We start from the raw sequence: 19,487 nt of genomic DNA, 5'->3' as shown, positions 1-19,487 counted from the left end.
CCCCACCACCCACCAGAATGGGGTCATGGCTGCGACTCCTCACCTTCGACCGGCACCCGGATCGATCCCGACAGAGCCCGGCGTCTACCGGTTCAGGGACACCGCCGGTCAGGTCATCTACGTGGGCAAGGCGAAGAACCTGCGGTCACGTCTGTCCTCCTACTTCCGTGACTTCGCCGGGCTGCACCCGCGCACCCAGCAGATGGTGTCCACGGCCGCCGACGTGGACTGGACCATCGTCGGCACCGAGGTCGAGGCACTTCAGCTGGAGTACTCCTGGATCAAGCAGTACAACCCGCGATTCAACGTCAAGTACCGCGACGACAAGAGCTACCCCTACCTGGCGGTGACCCTCAACGAGGAGTTTCCACGGGTGCAGGTGATGCGCGGCGCCAAACGCAAGGGGGTGCGGTACTTCGGCCCGTATTCGCACGCCTGGGCCATCCGCGAGACCGTCGACCTGATGCTGCGGGTCTTTCCGGTGCGGACCTGTTCGGCGGGGGTGTTCCGAGGCGCCCGAAACAGTGGCCGGCCCTGTCTGCTCGGGTACATCGGCAAGTGCGTCGCGCCGTGTGTGGGCAAGGCCACGCCCGAGGAGCACCGCGAGCTGGCCGAGGACTTCTGTTCCTTCATGGCCGGCGACACCGGACGGTTCATCCGCGGCCTGGAGGGCCGCATGAGGGACGAGGCCAAGGAACAGGAGTACGAGCGGGCCGCGCGGATCCGTGACGACATCGAGGCCCTGCGCGCCGCCCTGGAGAAGCAGGCCGTGGTCCTGCCCGACTCCACCGACTGCGACGTCATCTCCATGGCCGAGGACCCGCTGGAGGCCGCGGTCCAGATCTTCCACGTGCGCGGCGGACGGATCCGCGGCCGACGCGGATACGTGGTCGACCGTGTCACCGACGCCGACCCCGGCGAGCTCATGCGGACCTTCCTGCGCCAGATCTACGGCGCCCTGGGCGGTGAGGAGGAGGTCGAGGGCACCGGTACCTCGGTGCCACGCGAGGTCCTGGTCTCCCACGAACCCACCGATCGTGAGGCCGTCGCCCGGTGGCTGTCCGAGCACCGCGGTTCCACGGTGGACCTGCGGGTGCCGCAGCGGGGCGACAAGAAGTCCCTCATGGAGACGGTCGACAAGAACGCCCGAGAGGCGCTGGCCCGACACAAGACCCACCGCGCCGGCGACCTGAGCACACGTTCCCGGGCCCTCAACGAGATCCAGGAGGCCCTGGACCTGCCCGAGGCCCCGCTGCGCATCGAGTGCTTCGACATCTCCAACCTGCAAGGCGAACACGTGGTCGCGTCCATGGTGGTGTTCGAGGACGGGTTGGCGCGCAAGTCCGAGTACCGACGCTTCTCGATCCGCGGCAGCGGCGAGGGCGGGAGCGAACTGCACGACGTGGCCGCCATGTACGAGGTGGTCCGGCGGCGGTTCCGCCGTTACCTGGAGGAGAGCTCCAAGGCCGGTGAGCTCGCCCGCATGGGCGAGACCGGTGACCACGGCGCACAACAAGAGGCCACCGAGGGTGAGCCCACACCCGGTAAGTTCGCCTACCCGCCCAACCTGGTGGTGGTGGACGGTGCCCGACCACAGGCCGAGGCGGCCCGGCGGGCCCTGGACGAACTGGGCATCGAGGACGTGGCCGTGTGCGGACTGGCCAAGCGATTGGAGGAGGTGTGGCTTCCCGACGACGAGGACCCGGTGATCCTCCCGCGCAACGGAGAGGGGCTCTACCTCCTCCAGCGGGTACGCGACGAGGCCCACCGGTTCGCCATCCGTTACCACCGCCAAAAGCGCGCCAAGGCGCTCACCGGTAGCAGTCTGGACGAGCTGCCCGGGCTGGGTCCGTCCCGACGGAGCGCCCTCATCAAGGAGTTCGGCTCGGTGAAACGGCTGGCCGAGGCCGGCGTCGAGGACATCGCCGCCGTGCCCGGTATCGGTGCCAAGCTGGCAGAGGCCGTGCACGCACACCTGTCCGGTGGGGCGACGGCAGAGCAGAGTACTGACGGGGGAGGAGACAAATGACGGTCGAACTGGGTGGAGTGCTGCCACCCGAGGTGGTCATCGTCACCGGGATGTCCGGTGCGGGACGCAGCACGGCGGCCAGGGCCTTGGAGGACCTGGACTGGTTCGTGGTGGACAACCTGCCACCGGGACTGCTGCCGACGATGATCGAACTGGCGGGCCGCACCCATGGCGCGGTGCCGCGAGTGGCGGTGGTGGTGGACGTGCGTTCGCTGGCCTTCACCGAGGACCTGCTGTCCACGGTCGAGGAGCTGCGCAAGCGCGACATGACCGCGCGCGTGCTGTACCTGGAGGCCTCCGACGAGGCCCTGGTACGTCGTTTCGAAGGGGTGCGTCGCCCTCACCCGCTCCAGGGCGAGGGACGCGTCACCGACGGGATCGCCCGCGAGCGAGAGACCCTGCTCGCCATCCGTGGCGAGGCCGACCTGGTCATCGACACCTCCCAGCTCAACGTGCACCAGCTCAAGGCGCGGGTGATCGGGTTCTTCGGGGAGAGCGACGAGGCGCGCACCCGCGCCAACGTGGTCTCCTTCGGGTTCAAGCACGGCCTGCCGGTCGACGCCGACCTGGTGTTGGACTGCCGTTTCCTGCCCAACCCCCACTGGGTGCCCGAGCTCAGACCCATGAACGGGCGTGACGAGCCGGTGAGCGACTACGTTCTCTCCCAGGACGGCGCCAAGGAGATGCTGGAGGCCTATGTCGAGGTGCTCAAGCTGACCCTCGCCGGTTACCAGCGCGAGGGAAAGCACTACATGACCCTCGCGGTCGGCTGTACCGGCGGCAAGCACCGGAGCGTGGCCATGGCCGAACAGTTCGCCGAGCGACTGCGGGGACAAGGGGTGGACGTCAACGTCGTTCACCGCGACGTCGACCGAGAGTAATGACTGCGACCCCGGCCCGTCACCGCGCCGACACCGACCGGTCAACCGAATCGCCAAGAGGGGCGTCTTCCCTTACATTGGCCCGATCATGGTCGGTTCTGCGGATCCGTGCAGGGACTCGGGCACGACGGATCGGGGACGTGGCCGGGGTGTTCGTTGGACCAGGGGACGAGGGGACAGGCCGAAGGCATGCCGAAGAGCGCCGAGCCGGAGGAGCCGGATGAACCGGAGGGGGATGACACCGCGCGTCCGCCCCGGGTGGTCGCGCTGGGAGGCGGACACGGTCTGTACGCCTCGTTGTCGGCGCTGCGCAGGGTGACCACCGACGTCACCGCGATCGTGACCGTGGCCGACGACGGGGGGTCCAGCGGCCGTCTGCGCGAGGAACTGGGGGTACTCCCGCCCGGCGACCTGCGGATGGCGTTGTCTGCCCTGTGCGGGGACGACGAGTGGGGTCACACGTGGACCCAGGTGCTCCAGCACCGCTTCCGCTCCGAAGGCGACCTGCACGGTCACGCCGTCGGCAACCTGCTGATCGTCGCCTTGTGGGAGCTGTTGGGGGACTCGGTGGCCGGCCTGGACTGGGTCGGGCAACTGCTCGGCGCCCACGGCCGAGTGCTGCCGATGTCGTCGGTGCCGTTGGAGATCTCCGCGGAAGTGCTCGGGGTGGACCCCGAACGTCCCGACGACATCACCACGGTGCGCGGCCAGGTGGCCTGCGCGAGCACCAACGGCCGGGTGCGTTCGGTGTCGTTGCTGCCCGAGGAACCCCCGGCCAGCACCCAGGCGGTCAAGGCGGTTCGGGAGGCCGACTGGGTGGTCTTCGGCCCCGGGTCCTGGTTCACCAGCGTCCTGCCGCACCTGTTGGTCCCCGACCTGGCGCACGCCCTGATCACCACCCGCGCCAAGCGGATGGTGGCGTTGAACCTGTCGCCGCAGAAAGGGGAGACCGACGGCTTCCGCCCCGAGACCTACCTGGAGGTGCTGCGCGAGCACGCGCCCAAGCTGGGGGTGGACGTGGTGTTGGCCGACACCGGGACGGTCGAGGACCCGGCCCCGCTCGCATCGGTGGTCGCCGAACTGGGCGGACGGCTGGAGCTGGCCGACCTGAGCCTGGGAGACGGCACCCCCAGGCACGACACGGACAAGCTCGCCGCGGCGTTCGAACGTGTGCTGACCGCCCCCGAGGAACTCGACGAACACGAACCTTGATCGGGTCCGGGTTCGGATCGACCCTCGTCCGGGAAGGGCGATCGCATGGCAGAAAAGCACCGCATCCACCTGGAACGTGTCTACGACGAGGTCCGCGCCCTGAAACACCCGGACCAGGAGGAGAAGCCCCCGCCCGGCGAGCGTTTCCTCGTGGATCGCATGTGGCCGCGCGGGGTGAGTAAGAGCGCCATGGAGGACGCCACCTGGCTCAAGGACGTGGCGCCCAGCTCCGACCTGCGTACCTGGTTCGGGCACGATCCGGAGCGCTTCGACGAGTTCGCCGAGCGCTACCGCACCGAACTGGAGGACGCCCCCGAGGTACTCGAACCCCTTCTGGGCGCGGCTCGGCGCGGGCAGGTGACCCTGCTGTACGCGGCCAAGGACACCGAGCACAACCACGCCATCGTGCTGCGCGATCACCTGGAATCGTTGTCGGGCTCCCAGGGGTCCCAAGGCTCCGGGGGCAATTGACCGCACATCGCCACGAAGGCCGACACGCCGCCTGTGACCTGGGCCGGTGGATCGGCGACACGCCGTGCACGGGTCGGCGTCCAGGCCCGCGTCACGTAGTCTGCGACGAGTAGGTCGCCCGGTTCCCATACCGGGTGACGGTGGCCGGTGTCGGGTGTCGGACACCGGTTTCCTGACGGCTCAAGGGGGAGGATCGCGGCGATGGCGATGACCGGCGTGGTGAAGGACGAGTTGAGCCGCCTGGTGATTCTCAAGCCATGCTGCCGTAAGGCGGAAGTGTCCACCATCCTGCGGTTCACCGGAGGCCTGCACCTCGTGGGCGGCCGGATCGTGATCGAGGCGGAGTTGGACACGGGCGCGGCCGCGCGCCGGCTGCGCAAGGACATCTCGGAGGTGTTCGGACACGAGTCCGAGGTGGTCGTGCTGTCCCCGAGCGGGTTGCGCAAGGGCAATCGGTACGTGGTGCGGGTGATCAAGGAGGGCGAGTCCCTGGCCCGACAGACCGGGCTGGTGGACAACAACGGTCGTCCGGTGCGCGGGTTGCCGCGACACGTGGTCGCCGGTGGCGCCTGTGACTCGGAGTCGGCCTGGCGTGGAGCGTTCATCGCGCACGGCTCACTCACCGAACCGGGCCGGTCGATGTCGCTGGAGGTCACCTGCCCCGGGCCGGAGGCGGCGCTGGCACTGGTGGGCGCGGCCCGTCGACTCAAGGTGCACGCCAAGGCACGTGAGGTGCGCGGTGTGGACCGTGTGGTGGTACGCGATGGCGACTCCATCGGGGCGCTGCTGACTCTGCTGGGCGCTCACCAGAGCGTGTTGGCCTGGGAAGAGCGTCGGATGCGCCGTGAGGTGCGCGCCACCGCCAACCGCCTCGCCAACTTCGACGACGCCAACCTGCGGCGCAGCGCCCGCGCGGCGGTCGCGGCGGGCGCCCGCGTGGAGCGGGCCCTGGAGATTCTGGGGGAGGACGCCCCCAAGCACCTGGTGGCCGCCGGTCGGCTGCGACTGGCGCACAAACAGGCCTCCTTGGAGGAACTGGGACAGCTCTCGGTACCGCCGCTGACCAAGGACGCCATCGCCGGGCGTATCCGAAGGCTGTTGGCCATGGCGGACAAGCGGGCGAGCGACCTCGGTATCGAGGGGACGGAGGCGAACCTCACTCCGGACATGCTGGTGCCCTGAGGACGTACGACCCGGCAGGTCGGGCCGTACGCCCCCGGACACGGGAGCAACGGAGATGTTCGCCTTTGTTAACTGCGGAAACTCGGGGATAACTTCCGAAAATGGTATAGACCTCTTTGGTTCGTGGTGCCAGGATGGGTAATGAATCCGCGAGGGTGGAAGGGTCGTTGAGCGTGGGGTCCGAGCAGGTCTCCGTCGACGCTCCGCTAGGCTCTTTGTGAACACCTGTTATGCGTTCACGCTGTTCAACATGGTCGATTCGGGCCTTGCGGTACCGGATCCCCCAGACGTGAACGCCCGGGTGAAACTGCTGGGCGATAAATGAGGAGTTTGGTTCCGTGACCATCCGTGTAGGCATCAACGGCTTCGGTCGTATCGGCCGCAATTTCTGGCGTGCGGTCGCCGCTGGTGGCAGTGACATCGAAATCGTCGCGGTCAACGACCTCACCGACACCAAGACGCTCGCGCACCTGCTCAAGTACGACACCGTCCTCGGCACCCTCAAGGGTGAGGTCGAGGCGGGCGAGGACTTCATTCGCGTCGACGGCAAGACCGTCAAGGTCATCGCCCAGCGCGACCCCGCCCAGCTGCCCTGGGCCGACCTGAACGTGGACGTGGTCGTCGAGTCCACCGGCATCTTCACCAAGGCCGAGGCCGCCCAGAAGCACATCGACGCGGGCGCCAAGAAGGTCATCATCTCCGCCCCGGCCAAGGGCGAGGACATCACCCTCGTCATGGGCGTCAACGACGACCAGTACGACGCGGCGAACCACCACATCATCTCCAACGCCTCCTGCACCACCAACTGTGTGGCGCCGATGGCGAAGGTGCTGCTGGACAACTTCGGCTTCCAGCAGGGCTTCATGACCACGGTGCACGCGTACACCAACGACCAGGTCATCCTGGACCTGCCGCACAAGGACCTGCGTCGCGCCCGCGCCGCCGCGCAGAACATCATTCCCACCAGCACCGGTGCCGCCAAGGCCACCGCCCTGGCCATCCCCGAGCTGGCGGGCAAGCTGGACGGTATGGCCATGCGCGTGCCCGTGCCGGACGGCTCGGCCACCGACCTGGTCGTCACCGTGGACCGTGAGGTCACCCGGGACGAGGTCAACGCCGCGTTCAAGGCCGCCGCCGAGGGGCCGCTCAAGGACGTGCTCGTCTACACCGAGGACCCGATCGTCTCCTCCGACATCGTCGGAACCGCGCCCTCCTGCACCCTGGACGGCGGCATGACCATGGTCATGGGCAATCAGGTCAAGATCCTGGGCTGGTACGACAACGAGTTCGGCTACTCCAACCGCCTGGTCGACGTGGTCAAGCTGGTCGGCTCCAACCTGTAACCACGGGCTCTCACGGCTCGTGGCCGCATACGCGTGTTCCGGCACCCCTTCCGCTTCGCGCGGTGGGGGTGCCGTCGCGTGCGTGCACCCAGACTTCCCAACCCCAACGAGGAGACCAGCATGCGGACGATCGACGACCTCGACGTCTCCGGAAAGCGCGTGTTCGTCCGGGCCGACCTGAACGTGCCCCTGGACGGTGACCGCATCACCGACGACGGGCGTATTCGGGCCGCCCTGCCCACCATCACCAAGCTGCGCGAGCGCGGCGCCCGTGTCATCGTCGCCGCCCACCTGGGCCGCCCCAAGGGCGAGCCGGACCCGAAGTTCTCGCTGCGTTCCGTCGCCGTCCGCCTGGGGGAGCTGCTCGGCGCGGAGGTCGCCTTCGCCACCGACACCGCCGGCGAGTCGGCCCGAGCCACCGCGGAGGCCCTGGCCGACGGCGAGGTCGCGCTGCTGGAGAACGTGCGTTTCGAGCCCGGCGAGACCAGCAAGGACGACGCCGAGCGCGGCGAGCTCGCCGACCGTTTCTCGCGGCTGGCCGACCTGTACGTCGGTGACGCCTTCGGTGCCGTGCACCGCAAGCACGCCAGTGTCTACGACCTGCCCGGAAAGCTCCCGCACGCCGTCGGCGGTCTGGTGCTGACCGAGGTCGAGGTGCTCAAGAAGCTCACCGGTGACCCGCAGCGCCCCTACGCCGTGGTCCTGGGCGGGTCGAAGGTCTCCGACAAGCTCGGCGTCATCGACAACCTCCTGGGCACCGCCGATCGCCTGCTCATCGGCGGCGGCATGGTGTTCACCTTCCTCAAGGCCAAGGGCTACGAGGTGGGCTCCAGCCTTCTGGAGGCCGACCAGCTCGACACCGTCCGCGGCTACCTGGAGCGCGCCGAGCGTGAGGGCGTGGAGATCGTCCTGCCGGTGGACGTGGTGGCCGCCGAGAAGTTCGCCGCCGACGCCCCGCACGACGACGTCGACGTGGACGCCATCCCGGCCGACCGGATGGGTCTGGACATCGGCCCCAAGAGCAGGCTCCTGTTCGCCGAGAAGCTCGCCGATACCAAGACCGTCTTCTGGAACGGCCCCATGGGCGTCTTCGAGATGGAGCCCTACGCCGGCGGCACCCGCTCCCTGGCCAAGGCGCTCATCGACTCGGACGCCTTCACCGTGGTCGGTGGCGGTGACTCCGCGGCGGCCGTGCGCGCCCTGGGCTTCGACGAGGCGGCCTTCGGTCACATCTCCACCGGCGGCGGTGCCAGTCTTGAATACCTGGAGGGCAAGGCCCTGCCCGGTATCGACGCCCTCGCCGAATAGTTTCGCAGAACCGACAAGACGTTGAAGGAAGTGACGACGATGTCCAAGCGCCTGCCGCTCATCGCGGGCAACTGGAAGATGAACAACAACCACCTGGAGGCGATCGCGCTCGTCCAGAAGTTGTCCTTCGCCCTGAAGGACAAGGACTACGACAACGCCGAGGTCGTCGTCGTGCCGCCGTTCACCGACCTGCGCAGCGTGCAGACGCTGGTGGACGGGGACAGGCTGAGCATCAAGTTCGGTGCCCAGGACGTCTCCGCCCATGACAAGGGCGCCTACACCGGTGAGATCTCCGGTGCGATGCTCGCCAAGCTCGAATGCTCCTACGTACTGGTGGGCCACTCCGAGCGCCGCGAGTACCACGCCGAGGACGACGCCCTGGTCAACGCCAAGGTCAAGGCCGCGTTCAAGAACGACATCGTGCCGATCCTGTGCGTGGGGGAGGGCCTGGAGGTCCGCAAGGCCGGACGGCAGGTCGAGCACGTCCTGGCGCAGCTGGACGGCGCCCTGAAGGAGATCCCCGCCGAGCAGGCCGAGAGGCTCGTCGTGGCCTACGAGCCGGTGTGGGCCATCGGCACCGGAGAGGTCGCCACCCCCGAGGACGCCCAGGAGGTCTGCGCTGCCATCCGCGCGCGTCTGTCCGAGCTGTACTCCGGTGAGGTCGCCGAGGCCACGCGCCTCCTCTACGGCGGTTCGGTCAAGGGCGACAACATGGCCGGCATCATGGCCAAGGACGACGTCGACGGCGCCCTGGTCGGTGGTGCGAGCCTGAAGGCGGAGGAGTTCGCCAAGGTGATCCGTTTCGGTGAGAACGGCTGACCGAACGTCTTGTTTTGTCCCATCCGTCACGCTCCGATGTCCAAGTGTGACGGATGGGGTGCCCGACAGGTGCACTGTTCGGGCTAGACTTCGCTCAGGGGTCCACCGTGCCTCGCGGTTGACCCTTCCGTGTCCCCAGGACGCGGTAAAGTCCGAAAACGTCCCCGGCTCTCCTCCTTCTACGGCCCGTTCCCGGTCGGCACCCTCATGTCGTCGCAGGTGATGGGTGGGGAAAGGGGGGCCGAGGTGTCCATCCCCCCGCTGCGGGGTCGAGCTACGGGTGAGCGTGTGATCCTCGGTCTGTCCATCTTCGTGATGCTTCTCAGTGTGCTTCTGATCCTCCTCGTGCTGATGCACAAGGGTAAGGGCGGTGGCCTTTCCGACATGTTCGGCGGTGGCGTCACGTCCTCGCTCGGTGGGTCGTCGGTGGTCGAGCGAAACCTCGACCGGATGACCGTGGGCGTGGGCGTCGTGTGGATCGTGACGATCGTCGTTCTCGGCCTGTTGATCAACCGGGGAATGTAGCACCGCCCGATCGCGGTCCCCTCGTCCACAGTCAAGCTCGCCCGAGTCAACCGGTGAGCGAGTTCGCCGAAGGAGTTTTTCGTGGGTAGTGGCAGTGCCATCCGTGGCAGCCGAGTCGGAGCCGGCCCGATGGGCGAGGCGGAGCGGGGCGAGGCCGCTCCGCGTGTGAGGGTTCCGTTCTACTGTGCGAACTTGCACGAGGTCGTCCCCAGTTTCGCCAGCGAGGCCGCGGTCCCCGACGAGTGGGATTGCCCGCGTTGTGGTTTCCCCTCGGGCAAGGACAAGGCCAATCCGCCCGCGCCGCCTCGTACCGAGCCGTACAAGACGCACCTGGCGTACGTGAAGGAGCGGCGCAGCGAGGAGGAGGGCAAACTCATCCTGGATGAGGCGCTCGCCAAGCTGCGCGCCGATCGTGCCGCCGTGGAGGCTCACATGAAAGCCTCCCAGAACTGACCTTCCGGTTCCTCAAGGCTCGTCATCGGGGCCCGTCGCTGAACGCGCGGGCCCCGACGTGTTCTCACGCGGCCGGGTATATGAGAAGCATGGGGACTTTCTCATTCCCGGGACCCGTGTGGCTGATGGGAAATACGATGTCCGACACACCCCCGAAGCCCCCCTTGCCTTGAGGAGATGGTGTCGATGTCCACGTGCCCCACCGGAGGAGACCACGACTGGATCCTCGGCGACGACCGTAAGTTCCAGTGCGCCAAGTGCGGGGCTCAGAGCGCCAGGCGGCTCTGAGGAGTCTCGCCCGGTCGGGCCGTCCCACCCTCCTCGGGCTCGTTCTTGGCCCTGGCCCGCCACGCCACCGGCACGCCCAGGCTCTCGGCCACGCCCTTGGCCCACCGTTCCAGCGGCGCGAATCGGTCGGGGCCCTCCTCGGGGAGCATCGTCCACCCTCGGTAGATCACCCCGTCCTGAACCAGGACCTCACCGTTCACCTCAAGGGCCGTCTCGTACTCACGTGTACCGCGTCTCATGAGCAGGACTGTAGCGGTCGGCGCCGCTCGGCATCAGGCATTCCACGCAACTTGTATCCCAAGTCGGACACAACCCCACAAAACCCGGCATGGCAGGGTGAGTCGGCGCACAAAGCGCCCCCGGAACTTGGAAGAATGGGGGCATGGCTTCCCCCGAACCTCCGGAACTCCCTTCCGACGCGCCGGGCGTTCCCTCGGACCTGACCAGGGCCCCCGCGAGCGTGTCCCACCTGCGTCGTTACGTCAGTCTGCGCGGACCCAACACTCGCATGTGGATGACCGCCGCCTACTTCTCCGCCGCGCTCACCTTGGGTTTCCTCCTCGTGGTGGGCTCGATGATCTGGCACGTCGCCCGAGAGGAGACCACGGTCGGTTCGGTGTCCCTGTGGGCCTTCGCCGCGCTCGTCATGTTCTTCATCGGGCCGGGCGGCAACGTGTTCCTCGTGCGAGGGCTGCCCCAACGCATCACCAGTCAGGGCATCAACGCCGACAGTGACGGCGTCACCGTCCTGCAGGAACGCAAGTGGTGGTTCCCCGGGGAGGGCACGTTCATCGCCTGGCCGGAGATCCACCGCATCCGTGAGGTGCACACCGGCGGGCGCAGGATCCTGTACTTCATCGAGTTCGCGCTGGACACCCACCGCGTCGAAGCCGAGCTGCCGAGCTGGGCGGAGAGCGCCGAGAGTCTCGACCTGGAGGCGGACCCCGCAGCGGCCACACAGTTCTACGTGCAGGTTCCCCTCGAACGGAAGGAACAGATCCTGCGCATGATGGAACGCACCGCTCCGTTGCCCGCCATCGTCGAACGCAGCGCGCCGCTACGCTGAACGACCGTTGAGCCGGCGGGTGAGCTCGTGGGCGGCGTCGCGCACCCGTGCCGCCAGCGCGCCCGGCGTCACCGGCCGGGCGCTGGGAACGGTGAGGCTGATCGCCGCCGCCGGGCGCCCGTTGTGGTCCGAGGCGGAAGCGGCCACCGACACGAACCCCTCGGTGACCTGGCCGTCCTCCAAGGACCAGCCCTGCCCGCCCTCCTCGGCCAGTAGCGTTCGCAGGTCGCCGGGGGTACGCGGTCCCTGCCCCGTGCGGTCGGTGAAGGCCGCCACGTTCGGGTACAGGGCGCGCACCTGGGCTCGCGGCAGCCGGGCCATCATCGCCCGCCCCGACGCCGTCAGGTGGGCGGGAAGCCGCACGCCCACCCCGGTGATCAGCGTGGGTGCGTGCGGTGGCTGTTCCTTGAGCAGGTACAGGGTGTCGGCCCCGTGCAGGACGCCCAGGTGGGCGGTGGCCCCGGTGGACTCGGTGAGTTGGTGCAGCAAGGGGCGGGCCAGCCGTTCGACGCCGTCGTGGCGAAGGTAGGCGGAGCCGATCTCGAACGCCGCGACCCCCAGTCCCCACCGGCGTTCCTCGGGCAGGTGGGTCACGAACCCTTCCTCGGCCATGGCCTCCAACAACTGGTAGACACTGGATCGAGGCAGTCCGAGCCCGTTGGCGATCGCCGTGGCCGATACCGGGCCCGGCCGAGTGGCCAGGAACCGCAGTAGCCGCAACGCCCGCGTGGCCGCCGGAACATGGCTCATGCCCTGATCGTCCCACAACCCTCGAACCACGGTGTCCGGTATTTCGGACGGAAGTCACGTGTCAGCGCTTCCGGCGAAGCGGTGGACGGGGTCGAATGGGGGCATGTCCACAGCAGTCGCTTCCGTTGCCGTCGGTGGTGCCCCGCTCACCCCGGCCCAGGTCCTGGCCGTCGCCCGCGACGGCGCCCATGTCATCCTCGGTGAGGAGACCCGCAAGGCCGTCCGCCACGGCCGGGAACGGGTCGAGTCCCTCGCCCGCGGCGAGGTCCCCACCTACGGGATCAGTACCGGGTTCGGTGCCCTCGCCACCCGGCACATCGCCCCCGAGATGCGGGCCCGTCTCCAACGTTCACTGATCCGTTCGCACGCCGCCGGCGCCGGACCCGAGGTGGAGACGGAGGTCGTGCGCGCCCTGATGCTGCTGCGTCTGCGCACCCTGGCCTCGGGCAACACCGGGGTCCAACCGGTCACGGTCGACACCCTCGCAGGCCTCCTCAACGCGGGGATCACCCCCGTGGTGCACGAGTACGGCAGCCTGGGCTGCTCCGGCGACCTGGCGCCGCTGTCCCACGTGGCGCTCGCACTGATGGGGGAGGGACGGGTCCGCGACGCCTCCGGCGAACTCAAGGAGGCCGCCGAGGCCCTGACGGCGGCCGGGATCGCCCCCGTGGAACTGGGTGCCAAGGAGGGCCTGGCCCTGATCAACGGCACCGACGGGATGCTGGGCATGCTCGCCATGGCCTGTATGGACCTGGCGAGGCTGCTCAAGGTCGCCGACGTCACCGCCGCCATGAGCGTGGAGGCCCTGCTGGGCACCGACCGGGTCTTCGCCGCCGAACTCCAGGCGCTGCGACCCCACCCCGGACAGGCCGCGTCGGCCGCCAACCTGCGCGCCCTGCTCGCCGACTCCCCGGTGGTGGCCTCCCACCGAGGCCCCGACTGCAACCGGATCCAGGACGCCTACTCGCTGCGTTGCGCGCCCCAGGTGGCCGGCGCCGCCCGCGACACCCTCACCCACGCGTTGTCGGTGGCCGGACGTGAACTGGACAGCGTCATCGACAATCCCGTCGTGCTCGACGACGGCCGGGTGGAGTCCAACGGCAACTTCCACGGCGCCCCCGTCGCCTACGTGCTGGACTTTCTGGCGGTGGCCGTGGCCGATGTCGCCTCCATCGCCGAACGCCGCACCGACCGCATGCTCGACGTCTCCCGTTCCCACGGGTTGCCCGCCTTCCTGGCCGACGACCCCGGCGTCGACTCGGGCCACATGATCGCCCAGTACACCCAGGCCGCCATCGTCTCCGAGCTCAAGCGCCTGGCCGTGCCCGCCAGCGTCGACTCCATCCCCAGTTCGGCCATGCAGGAGGACCACGTGTCCATGGGGTGGGCGGCCGCCCGTAAGCTGCGCCGCGCCGTCGACGGGCTCACCAACGTGCTGGCCGTGGAGCTGCTCACCGCCGCACGCGCCCTGGACCTGCGCTCGCCCTTGGAACCCGGGCCGGCCACCGGCGCCGTGCTGAAGCTGGTGCGCGAGAGGGTCGCCGGCCCCGGCCCCGACCGCTATCTGGCCCCCGAGATCGCCGCCGTGGCGGATCTGGTCGCCGACGGTTCCGTGATCGAGGCCGCCGAGTCCGTCACTCCGCTCGTCTGAGACCCCCCGAGGAGACCTTCCATGAGTACGCCACGCACCGTACGCGCGGCTCGCGGCACCACCCTGTCGGCCAAGGGTTGGCAGCAGGAGGCCGCCCTGCGCATGTTCCACAACAACCTCGACCCCGAGGTCGCCGAGCACCCCGAGGACCTCGTGGTCTACGGCGGCACCGGCAGGGCCGCGCGCGATTGGCGCAGCTTCGACCGCATCACCGCCTCCCTGCGCGACCTGGAGGGCGACGAGACCCTGTTGGTACAGTCCGGGCGGCCGGTCGGCATCATGCGCACCCACGAGTGGGCGCCGCGCGTGCTGCTGGCCAACAGCAACCTGGTGGGCGACTGGGCGAATTGGCCCGAGTTCCGCCGTCTGGAGGCCGAAGGCCTGACCATGTACGGGCAGATGACCGCCGGTTCGTGGATCTACATCGGTACCCAGGGCATCCTCCAGGGCACCTATGAGACCTTCGCCGCCGTGGCCGCCAAGTTGGGTTCGAGCGGGCACGGTGAGGGCACGCTGGCGGGCACCATCACCCTCACCGCCGGGCTCGGTGGAATGGGCGGCGCCCAGCCGTTGGCCGTCACCATGAACGACGGTGTGGCGATCGTGGTCGAGTGCGACGGCAGCCGCATCGACCGCCGTATCGAACACCGCTACCTGGACGTGCGCGCGGGCAGCCTCGACGAGGCCCTCGAATTGGCCGAGCGTGCCCGCGTCGAACGCCGCCCGCTGTCCATCGGTGTCCTGGGCAACGCCGCCGAGGTCTTTCCCGAGCTGCTCCGCCGCGGCGCCCCGATCGACATCGTCACCGACCAGACCTCCGCCCACGACCCGCTCGCCTACCTGCCGGTGGGCGTGCCCTTCGAGGACTGGAAGGAAGCGGCCGCGGCCGATCCCGAGGGGTTCACCGTCCGCGCACGCGAGTCCATGGCCGCGCACGTGGCCGCCATGGTGGGCTTCCTGGACGCCGGAGCCGAGGTGTTCGACTACGGAAACTCCATCCGCGACGAGGCCCGCCAGGGCGGCTTCACCCGCGCCTTCGACTTCCCCGGCTTCGTGCCCGCCTACATCCGGCCCCTGTTCTGTGAGGGCAAGGGCCCCTTCCGCTGGGCCGCCCTGTCCGGTGACCCGGCCGACATCGCCCGCACCGACCAGGCCGTCCTCGACCTGTTCCCGGACAACGACCACCTGCGCCGGTGGATCCGGATGGCCGGCGAGAGGGTCGCCTTCCAAGGGCTCCCCGCCCGTATCTGCTGGCTGGGCCAAGGGGAACGCGCCGCCGCCGGGCAGCGCTTCAACGAACTCGTCGCCTCCGGTGAGATCTCCGCGCCACTGGCCATCGGCCGCGACCACCTGGACTCCGGTTCGGTGGCCTCGCCCTACCGGGAGACGGAGGGAATGAAGGACGGTTCGGACGCCATCGCCGACTGGCCGTTGCTCAACGCCCTGGTCAACACCTCCTCCGGCGCCTCCTGGGTGTCCATCCACCACGGTGGTGGTGTGGGCATGGGCCGCTCCATCCACGCGGGTCAGGTCAGCGTCGCCGACGGAACCGACCTGGCCGCCGCCAAGCTCCAGCGCGTGCTCACCAACGATCCCGCCATGGGCGTGGTCCGCCACGTCGACGCCGGTTACGAGGAAGCCGAACGGGTCGCCGACACCCACGGCATCCGCGTGCCGATGAGGGAGGGCGAGTGAGCTTCGACCGGCTCTGGGCCGAACTGGCCCCCGTCGGACGCTCCGCCCACGGCGGCTACCACCGGTACACCTGGGCGGGCGCCGACACCGACGCCCGCGCCTGGTTCACCGATGCGGCCGCCGCCCGTGGCCTGGACGTGCGCACCGACCGCAACGGCAACCTGTGGGCCTGGTGGGGCACGCCCGGACCGGGCGCCGTGGCCACCGGTTCCCACCTGGACTCGGTGCCCGACGGTGGGGCCTTCGACGGTCCGCTCGGAGTGGTCGGCGCCCTGGCCGCCGTCGACGAGTTGCGTTCACGTGGATTCACACCGGGCCGCCCGCTGGCGGTCGGTGTGTTCGTGGAGGAGGAGGGCGGCCGGTTCGGGGTGCCCTGCCTGGGCAGCCGCCTGGCCACCGGGGGGATCGATCCGGACCGGGCCCGCGCGTTGACCGACGCCGCCGGTACGACCTGGGCCGATGCCATGGCCGCCCGCGGGATGGACCCGGACGGCATCGGACCCGACCCCGACCTCATCGGGATGTTCGACGTCTTCGTCGAACTGCACGTGGAACAGGGTCGCGCCCTGGCCGACACCGCCCACCCGGTGGGGGTGGCGGGTTCGATCTGGCCGCATGGGCGCTGGCGCATGGACTTCACCGGACGAGCCGACCACGCGGGCACCACCCGGTTGGTCGACCGGTCCGACCCCATGCTGCCGCTCGCCCACACGATCCTGGCCGCACGGGCACTGGCCGAGAGCCATGACGCGCGCGCCACCGTCGCCAAGACCCATGTCACCCCCAACGGCACCAACGCCATCCCCTCACTGGTCAGCGCCTGGTTGGACGCCCGAGCGGCGGACCAGACCGTCCTGGCCGCGGTGGTGGAGGGGGTGCGCGAGGCCGCGGAGAGGGCCGCCCACGAGCACGGGGTCGCCCTGGCCGTGGCGGCCGAGTCCACCACGCCCCTGGTGGAGTTCTCCCACGACCTGCGCGACCGTCTGGCCGCCACCGTGGCCGACCGGGTCCCCGAGTCGGCGGGTCCGGTGCCGATCCTGCCCACCGGTGCCGGGCACGACGCCGGTGTGCTGTCCGCGCACGTGCCGACCGCCATGATGTACGTGCGCAACCCCACCGGGGTGTCCCACTCGCCGCTGGAGTGGGCCGACCCGAAGGACTGCCACGCCGGGGTCACGGCCCTGGCCGACGTCCTCGCCGACCTGCTCGGCGAGCCGGGGAGGACCACGTGAACCGACCGCGACGCCTGTGGTGCGAGTGGGCGTGGCTCGGTGGCCGCGTCCCCGAGCACGGGGTGCTCCTGACCGTGGAGTCCGGCCGGCTGATGTCGGTGACCTCCGGTGTGGAACGCCCCGCCGACGCCGAACACCTGACCGGACTCACGCTGCCCGGCCTGGCCAACGCCCACTCGCACGCCTTCCACCGGGCGCTGCGCGGACGCACCCACGCCGACGGCGGGTCCTTCTGGACCTGGCGCGAGGTGATGTACCGGGTCGCCGAGCGCCTGGACCCCGACTCCTACCACCGGCTGGCCCGGGCGACCTTCGCCGAGATGGCCTTGGCCGGGGTGGTGTGCGTGGGCGAGTTCCACTACCTGCACCACGGGCCCGGAGGCCGTCGCTACGCCGACCCCAACGCCATGGGTCACGCCCTGGTCGCGGCCGCCGCCGACGCCGGTGTGCGCATCACCCTGTTGGACGTGTGCTACCTGGCCGGAGGCCTGGGCGAGGACGGCCGGCACCTACCGCTCGTCGGTCCCCAACTGCGCTTCGGCGACGGCACCGTGGAGGCCTGGGGGGAACGCGTGGCCGACCTGGATTTCGGCGGTGACCACGCGCGCTCGGGCGTGGCCGCCCATTCGGTACGGGCCGTGCCGGTGCGGGACCTGCCCGAGGTGGCGCGCTTCGCCACCGGAGGGGGACTGCCCCTGCACGTCCACGTCTCCGAACAGCCCGCGGAGAACGCCGCCTGCCTGGCCGCCCACGGGCTCACCCCCACACGACTGCTGGCCGAGGCCGGTGCGCTCACCGAGCGCACGACCCTGGTGCACGCCACCCACCTGACCGACGACGACGTCGCCACCGTCCGGGAACACGGCTCGGCGGTGTGCCTGTGTCCCACCACCGAACGCGACCTCGCCGACGGACTGCCCCGTACCGGCGACCTCGTCGCGGGGCCGCACCCGGTTCCGCTGAGCCTGGGCAGCGACCAACACGCCCAGACGGACCTGTTCGAGGAGGCGCGGGCCGTGGAGTTGCACGAACGACTGCGCACCCACCGGCGCGGCACCCTGGACGCCGGGGCGCTGCTGCGCGCCGCCACCGTCGACGGTCACTCCGGTCTGGGGTGGGACGACGCCGGCACGTTGGCGCCCGGGTCCCGGGCCGACCTGGTCAACGTTCCCCTGGACGGTGTGCGCCTGGCCGGGGCCGATCCGGCCAGGGCCACCGACGCCGTGGTCTTCGCGGCCACCGCCACCGACGTGCGCCACGTGATGGTGGACGGAGCCTGGACCGTCCGCGACGGAGTCCACACCCGACTGCCCGACACCGCCCGCGAACTCGACTCCGCGATCAAGGAGCTTCTGTGAGCACCGACGTCCCCGGCACCGTCCTCGTCGACGGCATCGCCACCCTGGTCACCAACGACCCCTCCCTGGGGGAGGGGCCGCTCGGCGAGATCTCCGACGCGGCCCTGGTCATCGAGGAAGGACGCGTCGCCTGGGCCGGACCGCGCGCCTCGGCCCCGGCCGCCGACGCGCGGATCGACGCCGACGGCCGCTGCGTCATCCCCGGGTTCGTGGACAGCCACTCCCACGTCGTCTTCGCCGGGGATCGCAGCCGCGAGTTCGCCGCCCGGATGAGCGGCGTCCCGTACTCGGCGGGCGGCATCCGCACCACGGTCGCCGCCACCCGCGCCGCCTCCGACACCGAACTCCTGGCCGGTGCCCGACGCCTGGTCCGCGAGGCCGGCGCCCAGGGCACCACCACCCTGGAGGTCAAGTCCGGGTACGGGCTGACCATCGAGGACGAACGCCGCTGCCTGGAGGTGGCCGGTCGTGTCACCGACGAGGTCACCTTCCTGGGCGCGCACGTGGTGGCCCCCGAGTACGCCGACGATCCGGAAGGCTACGTCGACCTGGTCACCGGGCCCATGTTGGACGCCTGCGCGCCGTACGCCCGCTGGGTGGACGTGTTCTGCGAACGTGGAGCCTTCGACGAGGAGGCCTCTCGCCGGGTGCTCACCGCCGGTAGGGAACGAGGGCTGTTGCCCCGGGTGCACGGCAACCAGCTGGGGGAGGGGCCGGGGGTGCGCCTGGCCGTGGAGCTGGGCGCGGCCTCGGTGGACCACTGCACCTATCTGAGCGCCGAGGACGTGGACGCGCTGGCGGAGGCCGCCCGGCGCCCCGAACCCACCGTGGCGACCCTGCTGCCCGGCGTGGACTTCTCCACCCGCCAGCCCTACCCGGATGCCCGCGCGCTGATCGACGCCGGCGCCCTGGTGGCGCTGGCCAGTGATTGCAACCCGGGTTCGTGCTTCACTTCCAGCCTGGCGTTCTGTGTCGCCGTGGCGGTCCGGGACATGGGGATGACCCCGGACGAGGCGGTGTGGGCGGCGACCAAGGGCGGGGCGATGGCCCTGCGCCGCACGGACGTGGGCCACCTGGCCCCCGGCGCGCGCGCCGACCTCACCCTGCTGGAGGCGCCCAACCACCTGTACCTGGCCTATCGGCCGGGTGTCCCCCAGGTGGCGGCGGTGTGGAAGGACGGCGCGCTCATCTCCGGACGACCCTAGGATCCCGGACACGAAGACG

18 protein-coding genes are annotated in these 19,487 nt (G+C 70.0%); 16 read left to right on the top strand and 2 right to left on the bottom strand.

From position 1 onward, the window contains the following. Positions 1-25: 25 nt before the first annotated feature. From uvrC to BQ8420_RS09500, 10 genes are all read left to right on the top strand, one after another. Positions 26-2,029, top strand: coding sequence for an excinuclease ABC subunit UvrC (gene uvrC / locus BQ8420_RS09545; protein ID WP_087097480.1), 2,004 nt, complete (start codon positions 26-28; stop codon positions 2,027-2,029). Next, the gene (gene rapZ, locus BQ8420_RS09540) at positions 2,026-2,910 is read left to right on the top strand and encodes an RNase adapter RapZ (protein ID WP_087097479.1); all 885 of its coding nucleotides are present in this window, start codon (positions 2,026-2,028) and stop codon (positions 2,908-2,910) included. Before uvrC ends, rapZ begins: the two co-directional genes overlap by 4 nt. A 189-nt stretch (positions 2,911-3,099) precedes the next feature. Next, positions 3,100-4,122: a uridine diphosphate-N-acetylglucosamine-binding protein YvcK gene (yvcK, locus tag BQ8420_RS09535; RefSeq protein WP_235006020.1), complete on the top strand. Its 1,023-nt coding sequence runs from the start codon at positions 3,100-3,102 to the stop codon at positions 4,120-4,122. A gap of 45 nt (positions 4,123-4,167) precedes the next feature. Further along, positions 4,168-4,593, top strand: coding sequence for a DUF488 domain-containing protein (locus BQ8420_RS09530; protein WP_087097478.1), 426 nt, complete (start codon positions 4,168-4,170; stop codon positions 4,591-4,593). Between the two features lie 201 nt (positions 4,594-4,794). Then, positions 4,795-5,775, top strand: coding sequence for a DNA-binding protein WhiA (gene whiA / locus BQ8420_RS09525; protein ID WP_087097477.1), 981 nt, complete (start codon positions 4,795-4,797; stop codon positions 5,773-5,775). 338 nt (positions 5,776-6,113) lie between these two features. Further along, positions 6,114-7,118 carry a type I glyceraldehyde-3-phosphate dehydrogenase gene (gene gap / locus BQ8420_RS09520; RefSeq protein ID WP_087097476.1) on the top strand — a complete coding sequence of 335 codons (1,005 nt, stop codon included), beginning with the start codon at positions 6,114-6,116 and terminating at the stop codon, positions 7,116-7,118. Between the two features lie 120 nt (positions 7,119-7,238). Continuing rightward, positions 7,239-8,426 (top strand): phosphoglycerate kinase, encoded by a 1,188-nt coding sequence (locus tag BQ8420_RS09515; RefSeq protein WP_087097475.1) that lies wholly within the window; start codon positions 7,239-7,241, stop codon positions 8,424-8,426. Between the two features lie 39 nt (positions 8,427-8,465). Further along, positions 8,466-9,245, top strand: coding sequence for a triose-phosphate isomerase (gene tpiA / locus BQ8420_RS09510; protein ID WP_087097474.1), 780 nt, complete (start codon positions 8,466-8,468; stop codon positions 9,243-9,245). A gap of 288 nt (positions 9,246-9,533) precedes the next feature. Next, positions 9,534-9,770, top strand: coding sequence for a preprotein translocase subunit SecG (secG, locus tag BQ8420_RS09505; RefSeq protein WP_087097473.1), 237 nt, complete (start codon positions 9,534-9,536; stop codon positions 9,768-9,770). 81 nt (positions 9,771-9,851) lie between these two features. After that, a complete protein-coding gene (locus BQ8420_RS09500) occupies positions 9,852-10,223 on the top strand; it encodes an RNA polymerase-binding protein RbpA (RefSeq protein WP_087097472.1) in 372 nt (123 codons plus the stop codon). A gap of 266 nt (positions 10,224-10,489) precedes the next feature. Here BQ8420_RS09500 and BQ8420_RS09495 read toward each other — a convergent pair whose 3' ends face one another. Continuing rightward, positions 10,490-10,750 (bottom strand): hypothetical protein, encoded by a 261-nt coding sequence (locus BQ8420_RS09495; RefSeq protein WP_087097471.1) that lies wholly within the window; start codon positions 10,748-10,750, stop codon positions 10,490-10,492. A 143-nt stretch (positions 10,751-10,893) separates the two neighbouring features. Here BQ8420_RS09495 and BQ8420_RS09490 point away from each other — a divergent pair, with 143 nt between their 5' ends. Continuing rightward, the gene (locus tag BQ8420_RS09490; RefSeq protein WP_087097470.1) at positions 10,894-11,577 is read left to right on the top strand and encodes a hypothetical protein; all 684 of its coding nucleotides are present in this window, start codon (positions 10,894-10,896) and stop codon (positions 11,575-11,577) included. Here the strand turns inward: BQ8420_RS09490 and BQ8420_RS09485 are convergent. After that, complete coding sequence (locus BQ8420_RS09485; RefSeq protein ID WP_087097469.1) at positions 11,569-12,327, bottom strand: IclR family transcriptional regulator; 759 nt, start codon at positions 12,325-12,327, stop codon at positions 11,569-11,571. The genes BQ8420_RS09490 and BQ8420_RS09485 overlap by 9 nt on opposite strands. A gap of 103 nt (positions 12,328-12,430) precedes the next feature. Between BQ8420_RS09485 and hutH the strand changes: the two genes are divergently transcribed. The 5 genes from hutH to hutI are packed head-to-tail and all read left to right on the top strand — an operon-like array spanning position 12,431 to position 19,468. Beyond that, positions 12,431-13,978: a histidine ammonia-lyase gene (gene hutH / locus BQ8420_RS09480; protein WP_087097468.1), complete on the top strand. Its 1,548-nt coding sequence runs from the start codon at positions 12,431-12,433 to the stop codon at positions 13,976-13,978. A 21-nt stretch (positions 13,979-13,999) separates the two neighbouring features. Beyond that, entirely contained in the window at positions 14,000-15,673 is a 1,674-nt protein-coding gene (gene hutU / locus BQ8420_RS09475) for a urocanate hydratase (RefSeq protein ID WP_087097467.1), read from the top strand. Next, the gene (locus tag BQ8420_RS09470; protein WP_087097466.1) at positions 15,670-16,905 is read left to right on the top strand and encodes an allantoate amidohydrolase; all 1,236 of its coding nucleotides are present in this window, start codon (positions 15,670-15,672) and stop codon (positions 16,903-16,905) included. The genes hutU and BQ8420_RS09470 overlap by 4 nt, the downstream gene beginning before the upstream one ends. Further along, positions 16,902-18,263, top strand: coding sequence for a formimidoylglutamate deiminase (locus tag BQ8420_RS09465; RefSeq protein ID WP_087097465.1), 1,362 nt, complete (start codon positions 16,902-16,904; stop codon positions 18,261-18,263). The genes BQ8420_RS09470 and BQ8420_RS09465 overlap by 4 nt, the downstream gene beginning before the upstream one ends. Next, positions 18,260-19,468 carry an imidazolonepropionase gene (gene hutI / locus BQ8420_RS09460; RefSeq protein WP_087097464.1) on the top strand — a complete coding sequence of 403 codons (1,209 nt, stop codon included), beginning with the start codon at positions 18,260-18,262 and terminating at the stop codon, positions 19,466-19,468. Before BQ8420_RS09465 ends, hutI begins: the two co-directional genes overlap by 4 nt. The last annotated feature ends 19 nt before the right edge of the window (positions 19,469-19,487 follow it).

It is taken from the genome of Nocardiopsis sp. JB363 (assembly GCF_900143625.1).
Lineage (GTDB): Bacteria > Actinomycetota > Actinomycetes > Streptosporangiales > Streptosporangiaceae > Nocardiopsis.
The sequence above is the reverse complement of the archived record's forward strand: the minus strand, read 5'-3'. Positions and strand labels throughout refer to the sequence as shown.

Bases quoted from the DNA above. Each gene is read 5' to 3' on its own strand.
- uvrC (WP_087097480.1), top strand. From the start codon at position 26: ATGGCTGCGACTCCTCACCTTCGACCGGCACCCGGATCGATCCCGACA.
- rapZ (WP_087097479.1), top strand. From the start codon at position 2,026: ATGACGGTCGAACTGGGTGGAGTGCTGCCACCCGAGGTGGTCATCGTC.
- yvcK (WP_235006020.1), top strand. From the start codon at position 3,100: ATGCCGAAGAGCGCCGAGCCGGAGGAGCCGGATGAACCGGAGGGGGAT.
- BQ8420_RS09530 (WP_087097478.1), top strand. From the start codon at position 4,168: ATGGCAGAAAAGCACCGCATCCACCTGGAACGTGTCTACGACGAGGTC.
- whiA (WP_087097477.1), top strand. From the start codon at position 4,795: ATGGCGATGACCGGCGTGGTGAAGGACGAGTTGAGCCGCCTGGTGATT.
- BQ8420_RS09515 (WP_087097475.1), top strand. From the start codon at position 7,239: ATGCGGACGATCGACGACCTCGACGTCTCCGGAAAGCGCGTGTTCGTC.
- tpiA (WP_087097474.1), top strand. From the start codon at position 8,466: ATGTCCAAGCGCCTGCCGCTCATCGCGGGCAACTGGAAGATGAACAAC.
- BQ8420_RS09495 (WP_087097471.1), bottom strand. From the start codon at position 10,750: ATGAGACGCGGTACACGTGAGTACGAGACGGCCCTTGAGGTGAACGGT.
- BQ8420_RS09490 (WP_087097470.1), top strand. From the start codon at position 10,894: ATGGCTTCCCCCGAACCTCCGGAACTCCCTTCCGACGCGCCGGGCGTT.
- BQ8420_RS09485 (WP_087097469.1), bottom strand. From the start codon at position 12,327: ATGAGCCATGTTCCGGCGGCCACGCGGGCGTTGCGGCTACTGCGGTTC.
- hutH (WP_087097468.1), top strand. From the start codon at position 12,431: ATGTCCACAGCAGTCGCTTCCGTTGCCGTCGGTGGTGCCCCGCTCACC.
- hutU (WP_087097467.1), top strand. From the start codon at position 14,000: ATGAGTACGCCACGCACCGTACGCGCGGCTCGCGGCACCACCCTGTCG.